Genomic DNA, 16,508 nt, shown 5'->3' with positions numbered 1-16,508 from the left:
CTACCTCAGCTTCAGGGTGGCAAGGCCGACCAGGACGAGAATCACGGTGATGATCCAGAAACGGACGATCACACGTGGCTCAGGCCAGCCCTTGAGTTCAAAGTGGTGGTGAATCGGTGCCATGCGGAACACCCGGCGACCGGTCATCTTGAAAGAAGCAACCTGGATGACGACCGACAGGGTCTCCATCACGAACACGCCGCCCATGATGAACAGGACGATTTCCTGACGGACGATCACCGCGATGGTGCCCAGCGCCGCGCCCAACGCCAGTGCGCCGACGTCGCCCATGAAAACCTGTGCCGGATAGGTGTTGAACCACAGGAACCCGAGGCCCGCACCGATCAATGCGCCGCAGAACACGATCAGTTCACCCGCGCCCGGTACATAAGGGATCAGCAGGTATTCAGCGAATTTCACGTTACCCGACAGATAGCAGAAGATCCCCAGACCACCGCCGACCATCACGGTCGGCATGATGGCCAGACCATCGAGGCCGTCAGTCAGGTTGACTGCGTTGCTCGAGCCGACGATCACGAAGTAGGTCAGGACGATGAAGCCTGCGCCCAACGGAATGCTGTAGTCCTTGAGCATCGGCAGGATCAGGGTGGTTTCCACCGGGGTGGCAGCGGTCATATAAAGGAAGATCGCCGCGCCCAGACCAAACACCGACTGCCAGAAGTACTTCCAGCGGCTCGGCAAGCCACGAGAGTTTTTCTCGATCACTTTGCGGTAATCGTCGACCCAGCCGATGGCGCCGAACAGCAAGGTCACCAGCAGCACCGTCCAGACATAGCGGTTGCTCAGGTCGGCCCAGAGCAAGGTGCTGACGCCGATGGACGACAGAATCAGCGCGCCGCCCATGGTCGGAGTACCCGACTTGGACAAGTGCGATTGTGGACCGTCGTTGCGAACGGACTGACCGATCTGACGGTTCTGCAAGGTGCGGATCATCCACGGGCCATAGCACAGCGACAAAACCAACGCAGTCAGCACACCGAGAATCCCGCGCAGGGTCAGGTACTGAAAGACCGCGAAGCCTTTGTAGAACTGTTGCAGATACTCCGCTAGCAGCAGCAGCATTAATGTTTCTCCAGACTGGACCCGCACAAAGCGGCGACGATGTTTTCCATCGCAGCGCTGCGCGAGCCCTTGATCAAAATGGTGGTGTTGGTGTCTTGCTCGGCGCCCAGTGCCTTGATCAGTTCAGCCTGAGTGCTGAAGTGAAAGGCCTGTGGACCGAAAGCGTTTACGGCGTGAGCCATGTTGGGTCCGACGGCATATAGCGCGGACACCTTGCCGCGGGCGTATGCACCCACATCGCGGTGCCCCTGCTCCGCCCAATCGCCCAACTCGCCGATGTCTCCGAGCACCAGTACGGTGCGACCGGAAAAGCCGGCGAGTATATCAACGGCGGCGCACATGGAGGTCGGGTTTGCGTTGTACGTGTCATCAATCACGCGCATGCCATTGGTGGCCAGTTGCGCGACGGTGCGACCCTTGACCGGTTGTACGGCGGCCAGACCCGTGGCGATGCCGAACAGCGACACGCCCAAGGCATGAGCAGCGGCAGCGGCAGCCATGGCGTTCGCAACGTTATGCGTACCGAGCAGGTTCAGTTGAACGCGCTCCACTCCTTCAGGCGTGTGCAGGTTAAACGCCGGGCAACCACGCGCATCGCGGTCCAGGTCGCTGGCATAGAAGTCGGCACTGAGATTGCTCAGGGCGAACGTCAGCACTTTGCGACCGGCGGCGCGGGCCTTCCAGATTTCAAAAGCCTTGTCATCGAGATTGAGAACGGCGATGCCATCGGCCTCAAGCCCTTCAATAATTTCGCCTTTGGCTTCAACGATTTTTTCCGGCCCGCCGAACTCGCCAACGTGGGCGGTACCGGCGTTGTTGAGGATGGCCACGTGAGGTTTGGTCATGCCCACGGTGTAGGCAATTTCGCCAAGGCGCGAGGCACCGAGTTCGATCACGGCAGCGCAATGTTCCGGCGCGAGTTCGAGCAAGGTCAGCGGCACACCGAGGTCGTTGTTCAGGTTGCCACGGGTGGCCAACACCGGACCGCGCGTGCGCAGGATGCTCGCGAGCATTTCCTTGACCGTGGTCTTGCCGCTGGAACCGGTGACCGCCGCGACCGGGCTGGTGAACGCCGCACGGTTCAGCGCGCCCAGCTGGCCGAGCGCCTGACGGGTGTCGTTGACCAGTAGCTGTGGCAGTGCGCTGTCGGCAACTTCGCGCTCGACCAATGCTGCGACGGCGCCCTTGGCTGCGACATCGTTCAAATAGTCGTGACCGTCGAAGCGTGGGCCGGTCAGGGCGATAAAGAGCTGACCCGGTTTGATCGCACGGCTGTCGATGCTGACGCCGTCGAACGAGGCGTCGGCAGTGATCAGGCGAGCATTCAGCGCGCCAGTCAGTTCGCTCAGCTTAAAGGCCTTAAGCATGGGCCACCTCCCACGCGGTCAGGGCATGATCGGCCTCGACCAGATCGGAGAAGGCGTGACGCTCGCCGTTGATTTCCTGATAGTCCTCRTGCCCTTTACCGGCCAGAACAATCACGTCATCCACCGAAGCGCTGGCGATCAACTGGGCAATCGCCTGGCCACGGCCAGCCACGAAAGTCACTTTATCCACAGCCCTGAAACCGGCGCGGATGTCATCGAAGATCACAGCCGGGTCTTCGGTGCGCGGATTGTCATCGGTCACCAGCACGCCATCGGCCAGACGTTCAACCACTTCAGCCATCAGCGGACGCTTGCCGCGATCACGATCACCGCCGCAGCCGAACAGGCACAACAAGCGACCTTTGGCGTGTGGACGCAGGGCCATCAAGACTTTTTCCAGCGCATCCGGGGTGTGCGCGTAATCGACCACCACCAGCGGCTGAGTGCCGCCACCCAAGCGCTGCATGCGACCGGCCGGGCCTTCGAGCTTTGGCAGGACGTGGAGGATTTCGTCCAGCGCGTAATCCAGACCAAGCAAGGCGCCGACCGCGGCCAGTACGTTGCTCAGGTTGAAACGACCGAGCAAGGCGCTGCGCAAATGGTGCTCGCCCTGAGGCGTCACCAACGTGGCGCGCACACCTTCGTCGTCGAAGTGCGCTTCACGGCAATACAGGTAGCCGCTGGTGTCTTCCAGGCTGTAGGTGATCAAACGCGACTCACGCTTTTCGGCGGCCAGTTGGCGGCCGAATTCGTCGTCGAGGTTAACCACCCGGCACTTCAAATCGTTCCAGGCAAACAACTTGGCCTTGGCTTCGCCGTAGGCCTGCATGGTGCCGTGGTAATCGAGGTGATCGCGGGACAGGTTGGTCATCACCGCCACATCAAACGCCAGCGCGGTCACGCGACCCTGATCCAGACCGTGGGAGGAGACTTCCATGGCAACGGCTTTGGCACCGGCCTTTTTCAGGTCGGCCAGAGTCGCTTGCACGGCGATCGGGTTCGGCGTGGTGTGCAGGCCGCTTTCCAGCGCGCCGTAGAAACCGGAGCCCAGCGTGCCAACGATGCCGCAGTGTTGGCCCAGCAGATCGAGCGCCTGGGCCACCAGTTGCGTCACGCTGGTTTTGCCGTTGGTGCCGGTCACGCCAATCAGATTCAAGTGACGGCTCGGCTCGCCATAAAAGCGCCCGGCGATGTCCGACAGTTGCGCTGCCAGACCTTTGACCGGGATCAGCGGAACGTCAGTGATCGGCAATACGGTCGCGCCTTCGACTTCATAAGCCACAGCGGCAGCGCCGCGTTGCAAGGCGTCGGCGATGTGCGCGCGACCGTCGAAGCGCCCGCCCGGGACGGCGAGAAACAGGTCGCCAGCGCGCACGTTGCGGCTGTCGAGTGCCAATTCGCGGATCAACAGATCGCGACCGGCATGGGCAAAAATCTTGTTCAGACTCAGAGACATCAGCCGCGCCCTCCATTGGCTTTCAGCGGTACGACGGGTGTTGCATTCGCGGTTTCAGTCGGCGGCAGGTTGTCCGGCGTAATGTTCATCAGGCGCAGCGTCCCGGACATCACTTTGCTGAACACTGGCGCCGAGACCAGACCACCGAAGTAACCAGCCTTGGACGGTTCATCGATGACCACAACGATCGCGTAACGCGGATCGCTCATCGGCCCGAAGCCTGCGAACAGCGAACGGTAAGAGTTCTCGGCGTAGCCTTTGGTGCCCACCGATGTTTTACGCGCAGTACCCGACTTGCCGGCCACGTGATACGCCGGCACTTGAGCACGGAATACACCGCGCGGCGCTTCGATCACTTGGGTCAGCATGGTTTGCATGGTTTTCGAGACGGCTTCCGGCAGCACTTGCGTGGTCTGCGGGGCCTTGTCGGTTTTGATCAGGGTCAAGGGTGCAAGGCGACCGTCGTTGGCCAGCGCCGAGAAGGCGTGGACCAGCTGAATCGCGGTCACGGAAACACCGTAGCCGTAGGACAGCGTGGCGGTTTCAGCCTTGCGCCATTCGCGGTAGTTCGGCAGGTTGCCGACGCGTTCGCCCGGGAAGCCGAGACCGGTGTCCTGGCCGAGGCCGAGTTTTTGCGCCAGACGGAAAATCGTCTCGCCGCCGATATCGAACGCGACCTTACTCATGCCGACGTTACTGGAATTGATCAGGATGCCGGTCAGATCGAGTACCGGGCCTTCGGTCTTCGATACGTCCTTGATGGTGTACTTGCCAATCTGCAAGGAACCTGGATACACCTCGACGGTATCGCTCGGCTTCCAGCGCCCGGTTTCAATCGCGGCGCTCATGGAGACGGCTTTCATGGTCGAACCCGGTTCGAACACGTCGATCATCGCGCGGTTACGCATCATCGCCGGTTGCAGGTTGCGACGGTTGTTCGGGTTGTAGGTCGGCTGGTTGACCATGGCCAGGATTTCGCCGGTCTTTACGTCCATGATCACCAGGCTGCCCGCCTTGGCGCCGTTCTCGATGATCGCGTTACGCAGTTCGCGGTTGGCCAGGTATTGCAGGCGCAGGTCAATGGACAACGCCAAGGGCTTGCCGGCCTTGGCGTTTTTGGTGACCTGGACATCCTTGATCAGCCTTCCGCGCCGATCCTTGATGACTTGACGCTTGCCGGGGACCCCGGCGAGCCATTCGTCATAGGCCAGTTCGACCCCTTCTCGACCGTGGTCATCGATGTCGGTGAATCCAACCATGTGCGCGGTGACTTCACCGGCCGGGTAAAAACGCCGGAATTCTTCAATGCCGTAGACGCCCGGTACTTTCAGGTCGAGCACGGACTGGCCCTGCTCCGGAGTCAGCCCGCGAACCAGGTAAATGAATTCTTTGTTGGCCTGGGCTTCGAGACGTTCAGCCAGGGCTTTAGGGTCCTGACCCAGGGCAGCCGCCAGTGCCGGCCACTTCTCTTTGGCCGTTTGCATTTCCTTGGCGTTGGCCCACAGCGTGGTGACCGGGGTACTCACGGCCAAAGGCTCGCCGTTACGGTCGGTGATCAGGCCACGGTGCGCCGGAATCGGAATATGACGAACGCTGCGCGCATCGCCCTGACCTTTAAGGAAGGCCCGGTCGACGACTTGCAGATCGATGATGCGCCAGGAAATCGCCGCGACCATGATGCCGAGCAATCCCMCCACCACGCGGAAACGCCATGGGAACATTGCACCTTCGAGTTTCATCATGGCGCCACCATCTTCACTTCAGTGGCGCCAGGAATGCGCATCTTCAGCTGCTCGGAGGCCAACACTTCGATGCGGCTATGGGCGGTCCAGGTGCTCTGTTCCAGGATCAAACGGCCCCATTCGGCCTGCGCCTTGTCGCGCACGCTCAACTCGTTGTACAGCGAATTCAACAGCTGACGATTCCAGTGAGCGCTGTATGACACGCCGATTGCTGAAACGAGCACGCCCCCAAACAACAGCAGCATGAAAAAGCTTCCGCCGGGCAGTGGCTTGGCGAAAAGCTTGCTCACCGCAGCTTCTCCGCCACGCGCATGACGGCGCTACGGGAACGTGGGTTGGCTTTGAGTTCGGCCTCGGAGGCGGACTGGGCTTTGCCATGGATTTTGATGATCGGTTCGAAAGCGACGTGACGTACCGGCAGGTTGCGCGGCAAGTTGTCGGCTTCACCTTTAACCAGTTTGCGCATGAACAGTTTGACGATGCGGTCTTCCAGCGAATGGAAGCTGATAACGACCAGACGGCCGCCAACTTCCAGGCATTCCAGTGCGGCTTCGAGGCCGGCTTCCAGATCGCCCAGTTCGTTGTTGACGTGAATGCGCAGGCCCTGGAACGCACGGGTCGCCGGGTTCTTGCCCTTTTCCCACGCCGGGTTGGCGACTTTCAGGACTTCGGCCAGGTCAGCGGTGCGCTCGAACGGCTTGATGTCGCGGCGCTCGGCTACGGCTCGGGCCATACGACCGGAGAAACGCTCTTCGCCGTATTCCTTGAACACGCGAGCGATTTCTTCCACCGGTGCGGTGTTGACGAACTCTGCAGCGCTGATCCCGCGGGACGGGTCCATGCGCATGTCCAGCGGGCCGTCATTGAGGAAACTGAAGCCGCGTTCAGGGTCGTCGAGCTGCGGCGAAGACACGCCAAGGTCGAGTAAAACACCACTGACCTTGCCGGCCAGACCGCGCTCGGCGACTTCCGAACCCAGCTCGGCAAAGCTGCGCTGCACAACGACAAAGCGGCCGTCTTCGGCCGCTAGCGTCTGCCCCGTGGCAATCGCTTGAGGATCTTTATCAAATCCAAGCAACCGCCCATCAGGCCCCAGCTGGCTCAGGATCAGCCGGCTGTGCCCGCCGCGCCCGAACGTGCCATCCAGATAGCAGCCATCAGGACGTACGGCGAGAGCCTCGACGGCTTCGTCAAGCAATACGGTGATGTGGTTAAAGCCGCTATCAATAGTCACAGGATCAAATCACGCAGTTCATCAGGCATAGCGCCCGGTTGTTGAATAGCAGCCAGGTCAGCGGCAGAAACCGCATCCCAGGCATCCTCGTCCCACAATTGGAACTTGTTCAGTTGGCCTACCAACATCGCGCGCTTATCCAACTTGGCATATTCACGAAGACGCGGTGGAACCAGAAAACGACCACTGCCATCGAGCTCGAGGTCGACGGCATTACCAATCAGTAAACGTTGCAGGCGGCGGTTCTCTTCGCGAAGCGAAGGCAGTGCGCGCAGTTTGGTTTCAATAACTTCCCACTCATCGAGGGGGTAAACACACAAACATGGGTCAACGGCGTCAATTGTGACGATTAACTGACCGGAACTACGCGAAACGAGCTCGTCACGGTACCGGCTCGGCATGGCGAGACGGCCCTTTGCATCGAGACTGATAGCGTTAGCTCCGCGAAACACGTCAGCGTTTCTCCAAATTCTAGCGTTTTACGTTCAAAAAACCCACTTCATGCCACTTTCCGCCACTTGCGCACACTATAGGAATGCGGCTACCGCACCGTCAAGGCGCGGATTAAAGGAAAACCCTTACAGAACTGAGATTTAGGAGAGTAGGAGGAGGTAATACGGAAATCCGACGTGTCATCACACCCAATAACTTGAGACAACTCAGATGGCTGCGCTCGAAAGTTAAGGTAGTTTGTTAAGAGTAAGATTTTTTTGGTATTACGAAAGTGCTTCTGCTGATGATTCGGAAAGGAGGGAAATTGCCACTATCAGCGCCCTGTTCAAAGATTAGAACAGGGAGGAAAAAAGGTGGAGAGTCGATCTGTAAGCCGGGTTCTGTCTTGAACAGTCATTCGTCTACGATGGCCATCACTGGACATCTTTAGCAACCTACCCGGTCCCAGCGCGGGCCACGCCTTGGGACCCTATTTGGTCTTGCTCCAAGTGGGGTTTACCTAGCCACGAACTGTTGCCAGACGTGCGGTGCGCTCTTACCGCACCTTTTCACCCTTACCGGCGCCGAAGCGCTTAGGCGGTTATTTTCTGTGGCACTTTCCGTAGGCTCACGCCTCCCAGGCATTACCTGGCACTTCGCCCTATGGAGCCCGGACTTTCCTCCCCCCCCTAATTTTCATAGAGGGCAGCGACTGTCCGATCGACTCTCCGCCGCGAAGGTTAACGGCAGAGCGACCGAAGAACAAGCGCTAAACGCCTTTAACCCCTCCTGCACGTCGGGTTTTACTCGCCCTTCTGTTTATCCAGTGCGACCTGATACAGCACATTCTTGCGCTCGCCGGTGATTTGCGCGGCCAAGGCAGCCGCACGCTTGAGCGGCATTTCTTCGAGCAACAGGTCAAGAATGCGCATCGCTTCGCTGCTGACCGCGTCTTCGGTCTCGGGCGCAGCCCAGCCAGCCACCAACACCACACATTCACCGCGCTGTTGATTGCTGTCCGACTCGACGAACTCACGCAACTCGGCCAACGGCAGGCCTTTAAGGGTTTCAAAGGTTTTAGTGATTTCACGAGCCAGCAACGCCTGACGCTCGCCACCGAACACCAACTCCATGTCCTGCAGGCATTCAAGAATGCGGTGCGGCGCTTCATAGAAAATCAGCGTCCGCGGCTCTTCCTTTACCAGCTCAAGACGGGCCCGGCGACCGACAGCCTTGGCCGGCAGGAAGCCCTCAAAGATAAACCGGTCGGATGGCAAACCCGCCGCCGACAGCGCCGCGATCAATGCGCAGGCTCCCGGAACCGGCACTACATTGATCCCCGCGGCACGGGCCTGACGCACCAAGTGATAACCGGGATCAGAGATCAACGGCGTGCCGGCATCGGATATCAGCGCCACGTCGTCGCCTGCCAGCAGACGCGTGATAAAGCGACTACCTTCATCCCGTTCGTTGTGTTCGTGGCAAGCTGCCAACGGCGTAGGGATACCGAAATGCTGCATCAATCGCTGGGAGTGGCGAGTGTCTTCGGCAGCAATCAACGCCACCTCACGAAGGATCTTCAGCGCACGCGCACTGATGTCGTCCAGGTTGCCGATGGGCGTCGCCACCACATAAAGCGAGCCAGCAGCGGAATTCAAAACACCTGGAGCAGTCAAAGCGCACACCTCTTGATCGGTAAAAAGTGACATTGTAGCGCGTAGCGGTGCTTGCGATACGCCTGGCCCTTCCCGGGTTTTCCCGCCTTTTGTGCAGTGCTAATACATTTACACGAGCTAAATTGATCGATTCACGCCAGTAACATCGCGCCCCGGCCAGTGCTTGGGTACAATTCCACGCTAATTTGATCGAGTAACAGGAACACTACATGATCGCTTGCCTGCGGCTGTTTACTGCCCTCTGCCTCGCTGCCTTGCTGGCGGCTTGCGCCAGCTCGCCCTCCTCCAGCCTTGGCGAAGTTCCACGGACCCCGAATGCCAGCGTCGAGCAACTGCTCGGGCAGGCCAATCAAAGCAAAGATCCGGAGGAAGCTGCCCTGTTGCGCCTGAGCGCCGCAGACGTAGCCTACCGCCAAGGGAATGCCGGCCAGTCCGCGCAAATCCTGCAGCAGGTTCCGGTCGAGCAACTCAAGCCAGGCCCACAAGTCTTCGCCAGTACGCTGGCGGCAGAGCTGGCGATGGTACGCAACCAGCCCAAAGCGGCACTGACGGCCTTGAGCCATCCGAGCCTGCAACGCCTGGGTGAATTGCCAGCTGAGCAACAGGTGCGCACCGGCACTGTTCACGCCCGCGCACTTGAAGCGGATGGCCAGACGCTGGCCGCCGCACGGGTGCGTATTTTCATCGCGCCCATGCTGAGCGGTGAAGCGGCCAGCAAAAACCACGATGCGATCTGGACCCTGATCGCCTCATTGCCCGTCGAGCAACTGCAGCCCACCACCTCCGACGACCTCGGCGGCTGGATGGGTCTGGCGCTGGCGGTGAAAACGGCCGGGACACTGGAGCAACAGCAAGCCGCAATCGATAACTGGCGCGCCCAAAACCCTAAACATCCGGCCGCCGTTCAACTGCCGCTGGCACTGACCAACCTCAAGGAGCTGGCCAGCCAACCCCTGAGCAAGATCGCCCTGCTGCTGCCACAAGAAGGCCAGTTGGCATCGGTCGGCAAAGCATTGCGCGAAGGCTTCATGGCTGCTTACTACCAGGCCCAACAAACCGGACAGAAGCCACCCGCCATCGAGTTTTATGACAGTTCCAAGCTGACATCGGTGGACGAGTTCTACCGCAAGGCCCAGGCTGATGGCGTGCAACTGGTGGTCGGCCCGCTGGAAAAACCACTGGTTAAACAGCTCAGCGCTCGCCCGCAATTGCCGATCACCACCCTGGCGCTGAACTACAGCGAAGGTGAACAAGGCCCGCCCCAACTGTTCCAGTTTGGTCTGGCTGCTGAAGACGAAGCCCGCGAAGTGTCTCGCCGCGCTCGCGCCGATGGCCTGCATCGCGCCGCGATCATGGTGCCGAAAGGCGAATGGGGCGATCGTGTACTCCGCGCATTCAGCCAGGACTGGCAAGCCAACGGCGGCACCATTGTTGCCACCGAACGCGTAGACCAACCGGTTCAACTGGCCCAGCAGATTGCTGACATGTTCCAGCTGCGACAGAGCGAAGGCCGCGCGAAAAGCCTGCAAAGCACCGTCGGCTCGCAAGTTGCCGCCCAGCCCTCGCGCAGCCAGGACATTGAATTCATCTTCCTGGCCGCCACTCCGCAACAGGCTCAACAGATCAAACCGACCCTGAACTTCCAATACGCAGGTGACGTGCCGGTTTACGCCACCTCCCACGTGTACAGCGCCAGCGGCGACGTGAATCAGTACAACGACATGAACGGCATTCGCTTCTGCGAAACCCCGTGGTTGCTGGACGCCAATGATCCACTGCGCAGGCAGGTTACGGCTCAATGGCCACAAGCCGCCGGCAGCCTCGGTCGCCTGTACGCCATGGGCGTCGATGCCTATCGCCTGGCGCCACGCCTGGGGCAACTCAAAGCCTTGCCGGACAGCCGCCTCGAAGGTCAGTCGGGCAGCCTGAGTCTGACTCAGAACCAACGCGTCGTGCGTCAGCTGCCGTGGGCTCAATTCGTCAATGGCCAGGTTCAACGCCTGCCGGGCACCCCGAACTGATGCCTGACAGGTCACGCCAGCAAAGCGGTAAAGACGCCGAGCGCCATGCGCTCGAGCATCTTCAACAACAAGGTCTGCGCCTGTTGGCGCAGAACTGGTTGTGTAAACGCGGCGAGCTTGATCTGGTCATGCTTGATGGCGATACAGTAGTATTCGTTGAAGTCCGCTACAGAAAAAACACCCAATGGGGTGGCGCGCTCGATAGCATCGATGAGCGCAAACGGCAGAAACTGATTTTCGCTGCGCAGTATTTTCTTCAGCGCGAGTCGCGTTGGGCCAATTCCCCTTGCCGCTTCGACGTGGTTGCCATCGACAGCAACCTTGATCAGTTGAACTGGTTGCAGAATGCCTTCGACAGCTGATCGCTTGCACCCCGAACCGGACACCTTCACCCAACACTTTTGCTCTTTGCWTTGCGGGCTGCACATTYAYGTGCCAMSWAGCCGCGCYAATTAAGGTCACACAGATGGACATGCAATCCCGAATTCGCCAGCTTTTTCAGGCCAGTATCGACACCAAGCAAATGGCGATGGACGTACTTGCACCGCACATCGAGCAAGCCAGCCAAGTGATGGTCAACGCCCTGCTCAATGAGGGCAAAATGCTTTCCTGTGGCAACGGCGGTTCCGCCGGCGATGCCCAGCACTTTTCGTCGGAGCTGCTCAACCGCTTCGAACGTGAACGCCCGAGCCTGCCCGCCATCGCGCTGACCACTGACAGCTCGACCATCACCTCGATTGCCAACGACTACAGCTACAACGAAATTTTCTCCAAACAGATCCGCGCCCTTGGCCAACCGGGCGATGTATTGCTGGCGATTTCCACCAGCGGTAACTCGGCAAACATAATTCAGGCGATCCAGGCCGCACATGATCGCGAAATGGTTGTCGTAGCAATGACCGGTCGCGATGGCGGCGGCATGGCGTCACTGCTTTTGCCCGAGGACGTCGAGATTCGCGTACCGGCCAATGTCACCGCACGTATTCAGGAAGTCCACCTGCTGGCGATCCATTGCCTTTGCGATTTGATCGACAGCCAATTGTTCGGGAGTGAAGAATGACCCCTAATCGCCTAGGCCTATTGGCCTTGACCCTGTGCCTTGGCATCAGCGGCTGCACTTCGGTGGTTAACGCCAGCCGTGAAGCGCCGATTGAAGATGACCGTGGCACGCGCACCTTTGGCAGCAAGATCGACGATTCCCTGATCGATACCAAAGTCGGCGTAAACGTGGCCAAGGCCGATCCGGCACTGGACAAGGATTCGCACATCGTCGTCACCAGCTTCAATGGCGTGGTACTGCTCGCCGGACAGACGCCTCGCGCAGACCTCAAGGCTAAAGCAGAACAAGCTGCTGCCTCTGTTCAACGGGTAAAAACAGTCCACAACGAATTGCAGATCCTGCCGCCCTCCTCGTTGCTGGCGCGCCAGAACGACACCTGGCTGACCACCAAGATCAAGACCCAGATGCTCACCGACGCCTACATTCCTGGCTCACGCATCAAGGTTGTGACCGAAAATGGCATCGTCTACTTGCTGGGCCTGGTGACCAAACAGGAAGCCGCTCAGGCTACCAACCTGGTACAGAGCGTTTCCGGCGTACAGAAGATTGTGAAGCTGTTTGAGTACATCGACTGATACCCAAACCGCAGACATAAAAAAGGCGATCCATCCGGATCGCCTTTTTTATTACTTCACCACTTTCAAACTGGGTCGACCGCTGGGACGCGGAGGTTCGCTGTCAGGTGGCGGAATATCATCATCCGGCTCGATCTCTTCCTCGTCTTCCATAGGCAATTCCAGATCGAACACCATGCCCTGGCCATTCTCCCGGGCGTAAATCCCCAGGATCGAGGCGATAGGCACGTACAAGGTGTGCGGCACGCCACCGAAACGCCCTTCGAAACTGACCGCCTCGTTATCCATGTGCAGATGACGCACGGCTTGCGGCGACACGTTCAAGACAATTTGTCCGTCACTGGCAAAACCCTGAGGCACCTGCACCGACGGATACTCGGAATTGACCAGCATGTGCGGGGTGCAATCGTTGTCCACAATCCACTCGTAGAGCGCGCGGACCAAATAAGGTCGACTGGAGTTCATAGCGGCTCCTTAAGCCTTAGCGCATATCGCGTTCGACACCAGACAGACTTGCCTGGAAAGCCTCACGCGCAAACGAGCGCTCCATATAATCAAGCAGCGGCTTGGCAGGCCGCGGCAGTTCAATACCCAAAATCGGCAAGCGCCACAGTATTGGTAATAGGCAGCAATCCACCAGACTTTGTTCCTCGCTGAGGAAAAACGGCTTGTCGGCGAATAACGGCGACACGCCAGTCAGGCTTTCGCGCAGTTCTTTACGAGCGACGACGCGGGCAGCTTCCTTGGTCCGTGAATCCAGGATCAGATCCACCAGGCCACACCAGTCACGCTGAATTCGATGAATCAGCAGACGGCTGTTGGCACGCGCCACTKGATAAACCGGCAGTAAGGGCGGGTGCGGGTAACGCTCATCCAGATACTCCATCACCACGGTCGACTCCCACAACGCCAGGTCACGATCGACCAGGGTGGGCAGGCTTCCGTAAGGGTTCACCTCAATCAGTTTAGGCGGCTGACGACCAGCTTCCACGTAAATGATCTCGGCGCTGACACCCTTCTCTGCAAGTACGATACGCACTCGGTGGGAATAGTGGTCGGCGGGGTCGGAGTAACAGGCCAACCGATTGGTCACGCCCATGGCGGTCCTCCTCGCTTGTTGAAATTATCGGAAGCGGAAAAACGAGCGCGCCCAGAGGGCGCCTCCCGTAACGCCTGGATCACCAGGCTCGTTACACCTTCAGAGGCGCCCTTGGGCGCGCGCGATTAACAGCAATTGCTTGAAGCTTTATCAGTGCACATCTTTCCAGTATTCGCGCTTGAGCAAATAAGCGAATACGAAGAAGAACGCCAGGTACAGCAAGACGTATGTACCGATGCGCTGATGTTGCAGCTTAACCGGGTTAGCCGAGTAAGCCAGGAAGGTTACCAGATTCTTGACCTTCTCATCGAACTGCTCTTCGGTCAGGGCACCGCTTTTCGGCACGATGGTCAACTGATCGCACGCTTCATGAGTCAGCGCGGTACCGGTCAGAGGATCATATTGCTTCTTGCCGCCTTCGACGATCTGAACCTGTTTGCAGCCCACTACCTGACGACCTTGCAGGGCAGCCATGACGTTAGGCATACCGACGTTCGGGAAGACCTTGTTGTTCACACCCCATGGACGCGACGGGTCTTCATAAAAGGACTTCAGGTAGCCGTAGAGCCAGTCAGTACCCCGAACACGAGCCACCAGCGTCAGATCGGGCGGAGCCGCGCCGAACCAGGCCTTGGCGTCTGCCGGCTGCATGCCGATGCTCATGTGGTCGCCAATCTTGGCGCCGGTGAACACCAGCTTCGAGAGCATCAGATCATGGGGAACGCCAATATCATCGGCAACACGCTCATAGCGCTGAAACTTGGCGCTGTGGCAACCCATGCAGTAGTTGGCAAATGTACGCGCGCCATCCTGCAAGGCCGCCTTGTCGGAAACGTCGATGTCGACTTTTTCCAACTCAGGACCACCGTGTTCAGCCCCGAAGGACAGCATAGGCATAGCAGCAAGAATCAATACAGCAAATAGCTTTTTCATCAGCCAGTCACCCTTTCCGGAACCGGTTTGGTCTTCTCAAGCCTGGTGTAGAACGGCATCAGAATGAAGTAGGCGAAGTACAGGAACGTACACACCTGCGACAGCAGCGTCCGCTCTGGCGTTGGGGCCAACACGCCCAGCACACCCAGGATCACGAACGAGATGCAGAACACCCACAGCCAGATCTTGCTCAGCCAGCCTTTGTAGCGCATCGACTTGACCGGGCTACGGTCCAGCCACGGCAGGACGAACAGCACGGCGATGGCTGCACCCATGGCGATAACGCCCAGGAGCTTGTCCGGAACCGCCCGCAGAATCGCGTAGAACGGCGTGAAGTACCAGACCGGAGCGATGTGCTCTGGAGTCTTGAAGGCGTTCGCCACTTCGAAGTTCGGCTTCTCGAGGAAGTAACCACCCATTTCCGGGAAGAAGAACACGATCGAGCAGAAGATGAACAGGAATACCACCACGCCGACGATATCTTTCACGGTGTAGTACGGGTGGAAGGCAATGCCGTCCAGCGGTACGCCGTTTTCGTCTTTGTATTTCTTGATGTCGACGCCGTCCGGGTTGTTCGAACCGACTTCGTGCAACGCCAGAACGTGCAGCACCACCAGACCAAGGATCACGATCGGCAAGGCAACAACGTGCAAGGCGAAGAAGCGGTTCAGGGTAATACCGGAAATCAGGTAGTCACCACGGATCCACTGGGTCAGGTCGTTACCGATGACCGGAATTGCACCGAACAGCGAGATGATCACCTGGGCGCCCCAGTAGGACATCTGGCCCCACGGCAGCAGGTACCCCATGAAGGCTTCAGCCATCAGCGCCAGGTAGATCAGCATGCCGAAGACCCACACCAACTCACGCGGCTTCTGGTACGAACCGTAGAGCAAGCCACGGAACATGTGCAGATAAACCACGATGAAGAACGCCGAAGCGCCAGTGGAGTGCAGCAGACGCAGGATCGAGCCGTACTCGACGTCGCGCATGATGTATTCGACGGAAGCAAACGCCTCTTCCGCCGACGGGGTGTAGCTCATGGTCAGCCAGACACCGGTGACGATCTGGTTAACCAGAACGAGCAGCGCCAGGGAGCCAAAGAAATAGAAGAAGTTGAAGTTCTTCGGGGCGTAGTACTTGCTGAGATGGTCTTCCCACATTTTGGTCGCGGGAAAGCGCGCATCAACCCAATCCATGAACTTGCTCATCACGCTTTCTCCGTATCGACGCCGATTACAATGATCTCGTCGGTCTCATAGGAATGCGGGGGAACTGGCAGGTTCAAAGGCGCAGGTTGCGACTTGTAGACGCGGCCAGCCAGATCGTAATGGGAGCCGTGGCATGGGCAGAAATATCCACCTACCCATTTCGGACCAAGATCCGCAGGTGCCACTTCCGGACGGAAAGTAGGCGAACAACCCAAGTGCGTGCAAATGCCGATCAGCAACAGAATTTCTGGCTTGATCGAACGTGTTTCTGGGTTGACATAGGCCGGTTGCGTCGATTGCTTGGAATCAGGATCGGCGAGATCGCCTTCGATCTTTTTCAGATTCCCCAGGATTTCCGGAGTACGGCGGACAATGAATACCGGCTGGCCGCGCCACTCAGCAATCATCTGCTGGCCTGGCTCGATTTTGCTGACATTCACTTTCACCGGTGCACCTGCGGCTTTCGCCTTGGCACTGGGAAACCATGACCCCACGAACGGGACCGCAGCCCCCACCGCTCCTGCAGCACCCACCACGGATGTGGCTGCTACCAAGAAGCGACGCCGGCCTGTATTCACGCCGTCATTGCTCATTCAGTCCTCTCCCATCAGCTTTGTGG

Annotated in this window: 17 protein-coding genes and 1 other RNA gene; 4 read left to right on the top strand and 14 right to left on the bottom strand. The window is 58.9% G+C overall.

The window, feature by feature from the left end:
* From mraY to rsmI, 9 genes are all read right to left on the bottom strand, one after another.
* The gene (mraY, locus tag AC1DSG_RS02475) at positions 1-1,083 is read right to left on the bottom strand and encodes a phospho-N-acetylmuramoyl-pentapeptide-transferase (RefSeq protein ID WP_123435073.1); all 1,083 of its coding nucleotides are present in this window, start codon (positions 1,081-1,083) and stop codon (positions 1-3) included.
* The gene (locus AC1DSG_RS02470; RefSeq protein WP_477789426.1) at positions 1,083-2,450 is read right to left on the bottom strand and encodes a UDP-N-acetylmuramoyl-tripeptide--D-alanyl-D-alanine ligase; all 1,368 of its coding nucleotides are present in this window, start codon (positions 2,448-2,450) and stop codon (positions 1,083-1,085) included. The genes mraY and AC1DSG_RS02470 overlap by 1 nt, the downstream gene beginning before the upstream one ends.
* A complete protein-coding gene (locus AC1DSG_RS02465) occupies positions 2,443-3,906 on the bottom strand; it encodes a UDP-N-acetylmuramoyl-L-alanyl-D-glutamate--2,6-diaminopimelate ligase (protein WP_477789425.1) in 1,464 nt (487 codons plus the stop codon). The genes AC1DSG_RS02470 and AC1DSG_RS02465 overlap by 8 nt, the downstream gene beginning before the upstream one ends.
* Entirely contained in the window at positions 3,906-5,645 is a 1,740-nt protein-coding gene (locus tag AC1DSG_RS02460; RefSeq protein ID WP_477789439.1) for a peptidoglycan D,D-transpeptidase FtsI family protein, read from the bottom strand. Before AC1DSG_RS02460 ends, AC1DSG_RS02465 begins: the two co-directional genes overlap by 1 nt.
* Positions 5,645-5,938: a cell division protein FtsL gene (ftsL, locus tag AC1DSG_RS02455; RefSeq protein WP_477789424.1), complete on the bottom strand. Its 294-nt coding sequence runs from the start codon at positions 5,936-5,938 to the stop codon at positions 5,645-5,647. The genes AC1DSG_RS02460 and ftsL overlap by 1 nt, the downstream gene beginning before the upstream one ends.
* On the bottom strand, positions 5,935-6,882 hold the full coding sequence (rsmH, locus tag AC1DSG_RS02450) for a 16S rRNA (cytosine(1402)-N(4))-methyltransferase RsmH (RefSeq protein WP_405046781.1): 948 nt from the start codon (positions 6,880-6,882) through the stop codon (positions 5,935-5,937). The genes ftsL and rsmH overlap by 4 nt, the downstream gene beginning before the upstream one ends.
* Positions 6,879-7,334: a division/cell wall cluster transcriptional repressor MraZ gene (gene mraZ, locus AC1DSG_RS02445; protein WP_007943733.1), complete on the bottom strand. Its 456-nt coding sequence runs from the start codon at positions 7,332-7,334 to the stop codon at positions 6,879-6,881. The genes rsmH and mraZ overlap by 4 nt, the downstream gene beginning before the upstream one ends.
* Before the next feature lie 354 nt (positions 7,335-7,688).
* Positions 7,689-8,042: RNase P RNA component class A (gene rnpB / locus AC1DSG_RS02440), an RNA gene on the bottom strand.
* A gap of 75 nt (positions 8,043-8,117) precedes the next feature.
* Positions 8,118-9,023, bottom strand: a complete 906-nt coding sequence (gene rsmI / locus AC1DSG_RS02435; RefSeq protein ID WP_477789423.1) for a 16S rRNA (cytidine(1402)-2'-O)-methyltransferase — start codon at positions 9,021-9,023, stop codon at positions 8,118-8,120.
* Between the two features lie 176 nt (positions 9,024-9,199).
* On the opposite strand from rsmI, the gene AC1DSG_RS02430 reads away from it, so the two are divergent.
* The 4 genes from AC1DSG_RS02430 to AC1DSG_RS02415 all read left to right on the top strand — a co-directional run bounded on the left by AC1DSG_RS02430 (position 9,200) and on the right by AC1DSG_RS02415 (position 12,646).
* Positions 9,200-11,011 carry a penicillin-binding protein activator gene (locus tag AC1DSG_RS02430; protein ID WP_477789422.1) on the top strand — a complete coding sequence of 604 codons (1,812 nt, stop codon included), beginning with the start codon at positions 9,200-9,202 and terminating at the stop codon, positions 11,009-11,011.
* The gene (locus tag AC1DSG_RS02425; RefSeq protein ID WP_019582357.1) at positions 11,011-11,373 is read left to right on the top strand and encodes a YraN family protein; all 363 of its coding nucleotides are present in this window, start codon (positions 11,011-11,013) and stop codon (positions 11,371-11,373) included. Before AC1DSG_RS02430 ends, AC1DSG_RS02425 begins: the two co-directional genes overlap by 1 nt.
* Positions 11,374-11,477: 104 nt before the next feature.
* Entirely contained in the window at positions 11,478-12,071 is a 594-nt protein-coding gene (locus AC1DSG_RS02420; protein ID WP_223515311.1) for a phosphoheptose isomerase, read from the top strand.
* Positions 12,068-12,646: a BON domain-containing protein gene (locus tag AC1DSG_RS02415; RefSeq protein WP_477789421.1), complete on the top strand. Its 579-nt coding sequence runs from the start codon at positions 12,068-12,070 to the stop codon at positions 12,644-12,646. The genes AC1DSG_RS02420 and AC1DSG_RS02415 overlap by 4 nt, the downstream gene beginning before the upstream one ends.
* A 51-nt stretch (positions 12,647-12,697) precedes the next feature.
* Here the strand turns inward: AC1DSG_RS02415 and AC1DSG_RS02410 are convergent, their stop codons facing one another.
* The 5 genes from AC1DSG_RS02410 to petA all read right to left on the bottom strand — a co-directional run bounded on the left by AC1DSG_RS02410 (position 12,698) and on the right by petA (position 16,482).
* Positions 12,698-13,111 carry a ClpXP protease specificity-enhancing factor gene (locus AC1DSG_RS02410; RefSeq protein WP_477789420.1) on the bottom strand — a complete coding sequence of 138 codons (414 nt, stop codon included), beginning with the start codon at positions 13,109-13,111 and terminating at the stop codon, positions 12,698-12,700.
* Positions 13,112-13,127: 16 nt separating this feature from the next.
* Positions 13,128-13,745, bottom strand: coding sequence for a glutathione S-transferase N-terminal domain-containing protein (locus AC1DSG_RS02405; RefSeq protein ID WP_477789419.1), 618 nt, complete (start codon positions 13,743-13,745; stop codon positions 13,128-13,130).
* Positions 13,746-13,895: 150 nt separating this feature from the next.
* Complete coding sequence (locus AC1DSG_RS02400) at positions 13,896-14,678, bottom strand: cytochrome c1 (protein WP_477789418.1); 783 nt, start codon at positions 14,676-14,678, stop codon at positions 13,896-13,898.
* Positions 14,678-15,889, bottom strand: a complete 1,212-nt coding sequence (locus AC1DSG_RS02395) for a cytochrome b (protein WP_477789417.1) — start codon at positions 15,887-15,889, stop codon at positions 14,678-14,680. The genes AC1DSG_RS02400 and AC1DSG_RS02395 overlap by 1 nt, the downstream gene beginning before the upstream one ends.
* Complete coding sequence (gene petA, locus AC1DSG_RS02390; RefSeq protein WP_140668505.1) at positions 15,889-16,482, bottom strand: ubiquinol-cytochrome c reductase iron-sulfur subunit; 594 nt, start codon at positions 16,480-16,482, stop codon at positions 15,889-15,891. Before petA ends, AC1DSG_RS02395 begins: the two co-directional genes overlap by 1 nt.
* Positions 16,483-16,508 lie beyond the last annotated feature (26 nt).

Source organism: Pseudomonas sp. P5_A12 (assembly GCF_056400685.1).
The sequence above is the reverse complement of the archived record's forward strand: the minus strand, read 5'-3'. Positions and strand labels throughout refer to the sequence as shown.

Coding starts and splice junctions, on each gene's coding strand:
- mraY (WP_123435073.1), bottom strand. CDS start 1,083: ATGCTGCTGCTGCTAGCGGAGTATCTGCAACAGTTCTACAAAGGCTTC.
- AC1DSG_RS02470 (WP_477789426.1), bottom strand. CDS start 2,450: ATGCTTAAGGCCTTTAAGCTGAGCGAACTGACTGGCGCGCTGAATGCT.
- rsmI (WP_477789423.1), bottom strand. CDS start 9,023: ATGTCACTTTTTACCGATCAAGAGGTGTGCGCTTTGACTGCTCCAGGT.
- AC1DSG_RS02430 (WP_477789422.1), top strand. CDS start 9,200: ATGATCGCTTGCCTGCGGCTGTTTACTGCCCTCTGCCTCGCTGCCTTG.
- AC1DSG_RS02425 (WP_019582357.1), top strand. CDS start 11,011: ATGCCTGACAGGTCACGCCAGCAAAGCGGTAAAGACGCCGAGCGCCAT.
- AC1DSG_RS02420 (WP_223515311.1), top strand. CDS start 11,478: ATGGACATGCAATCCCGAATTCGCCAGCTTTTTCAGGCCAGTATCGAC.
- AC1DSG_RS02415 (WP_477789421.1), top strand. CDS start 12,068: ATGACCCCTAATCGCCTAGGCCTATTGGCCTTGACCCTGTGCCTTGGC.
- AC1DSG_RS02410 (WP_477789420.1), bottom strand. CDS start 13,111: ATGAACTCCAGTCGACCTTATTTGGTCCGCGCGCTCTACGAGTGGATT.
- AC1DSG_RS02400 (WP_477789418.1), bottom strand. CDS start 14,678: ATGAAAAAGCTATTTGCTGTATTGATTCTTGCTGCTATGCCTATGCTG.
- AC1DSG_RS02395 (WP_477789417.1), bottom strand. CDS start 15,889: ATGAGCAAGTTCATGGATTGGGTTGATGCGCGCTTTCCCGCGACCAAA.
- petA (WP_140668505.1), bottom strand. CDS start 16,482: ATGAGCAATGACGGCGTGAATACAGGCCGGCGTCGCTTCTTGGTAGCA.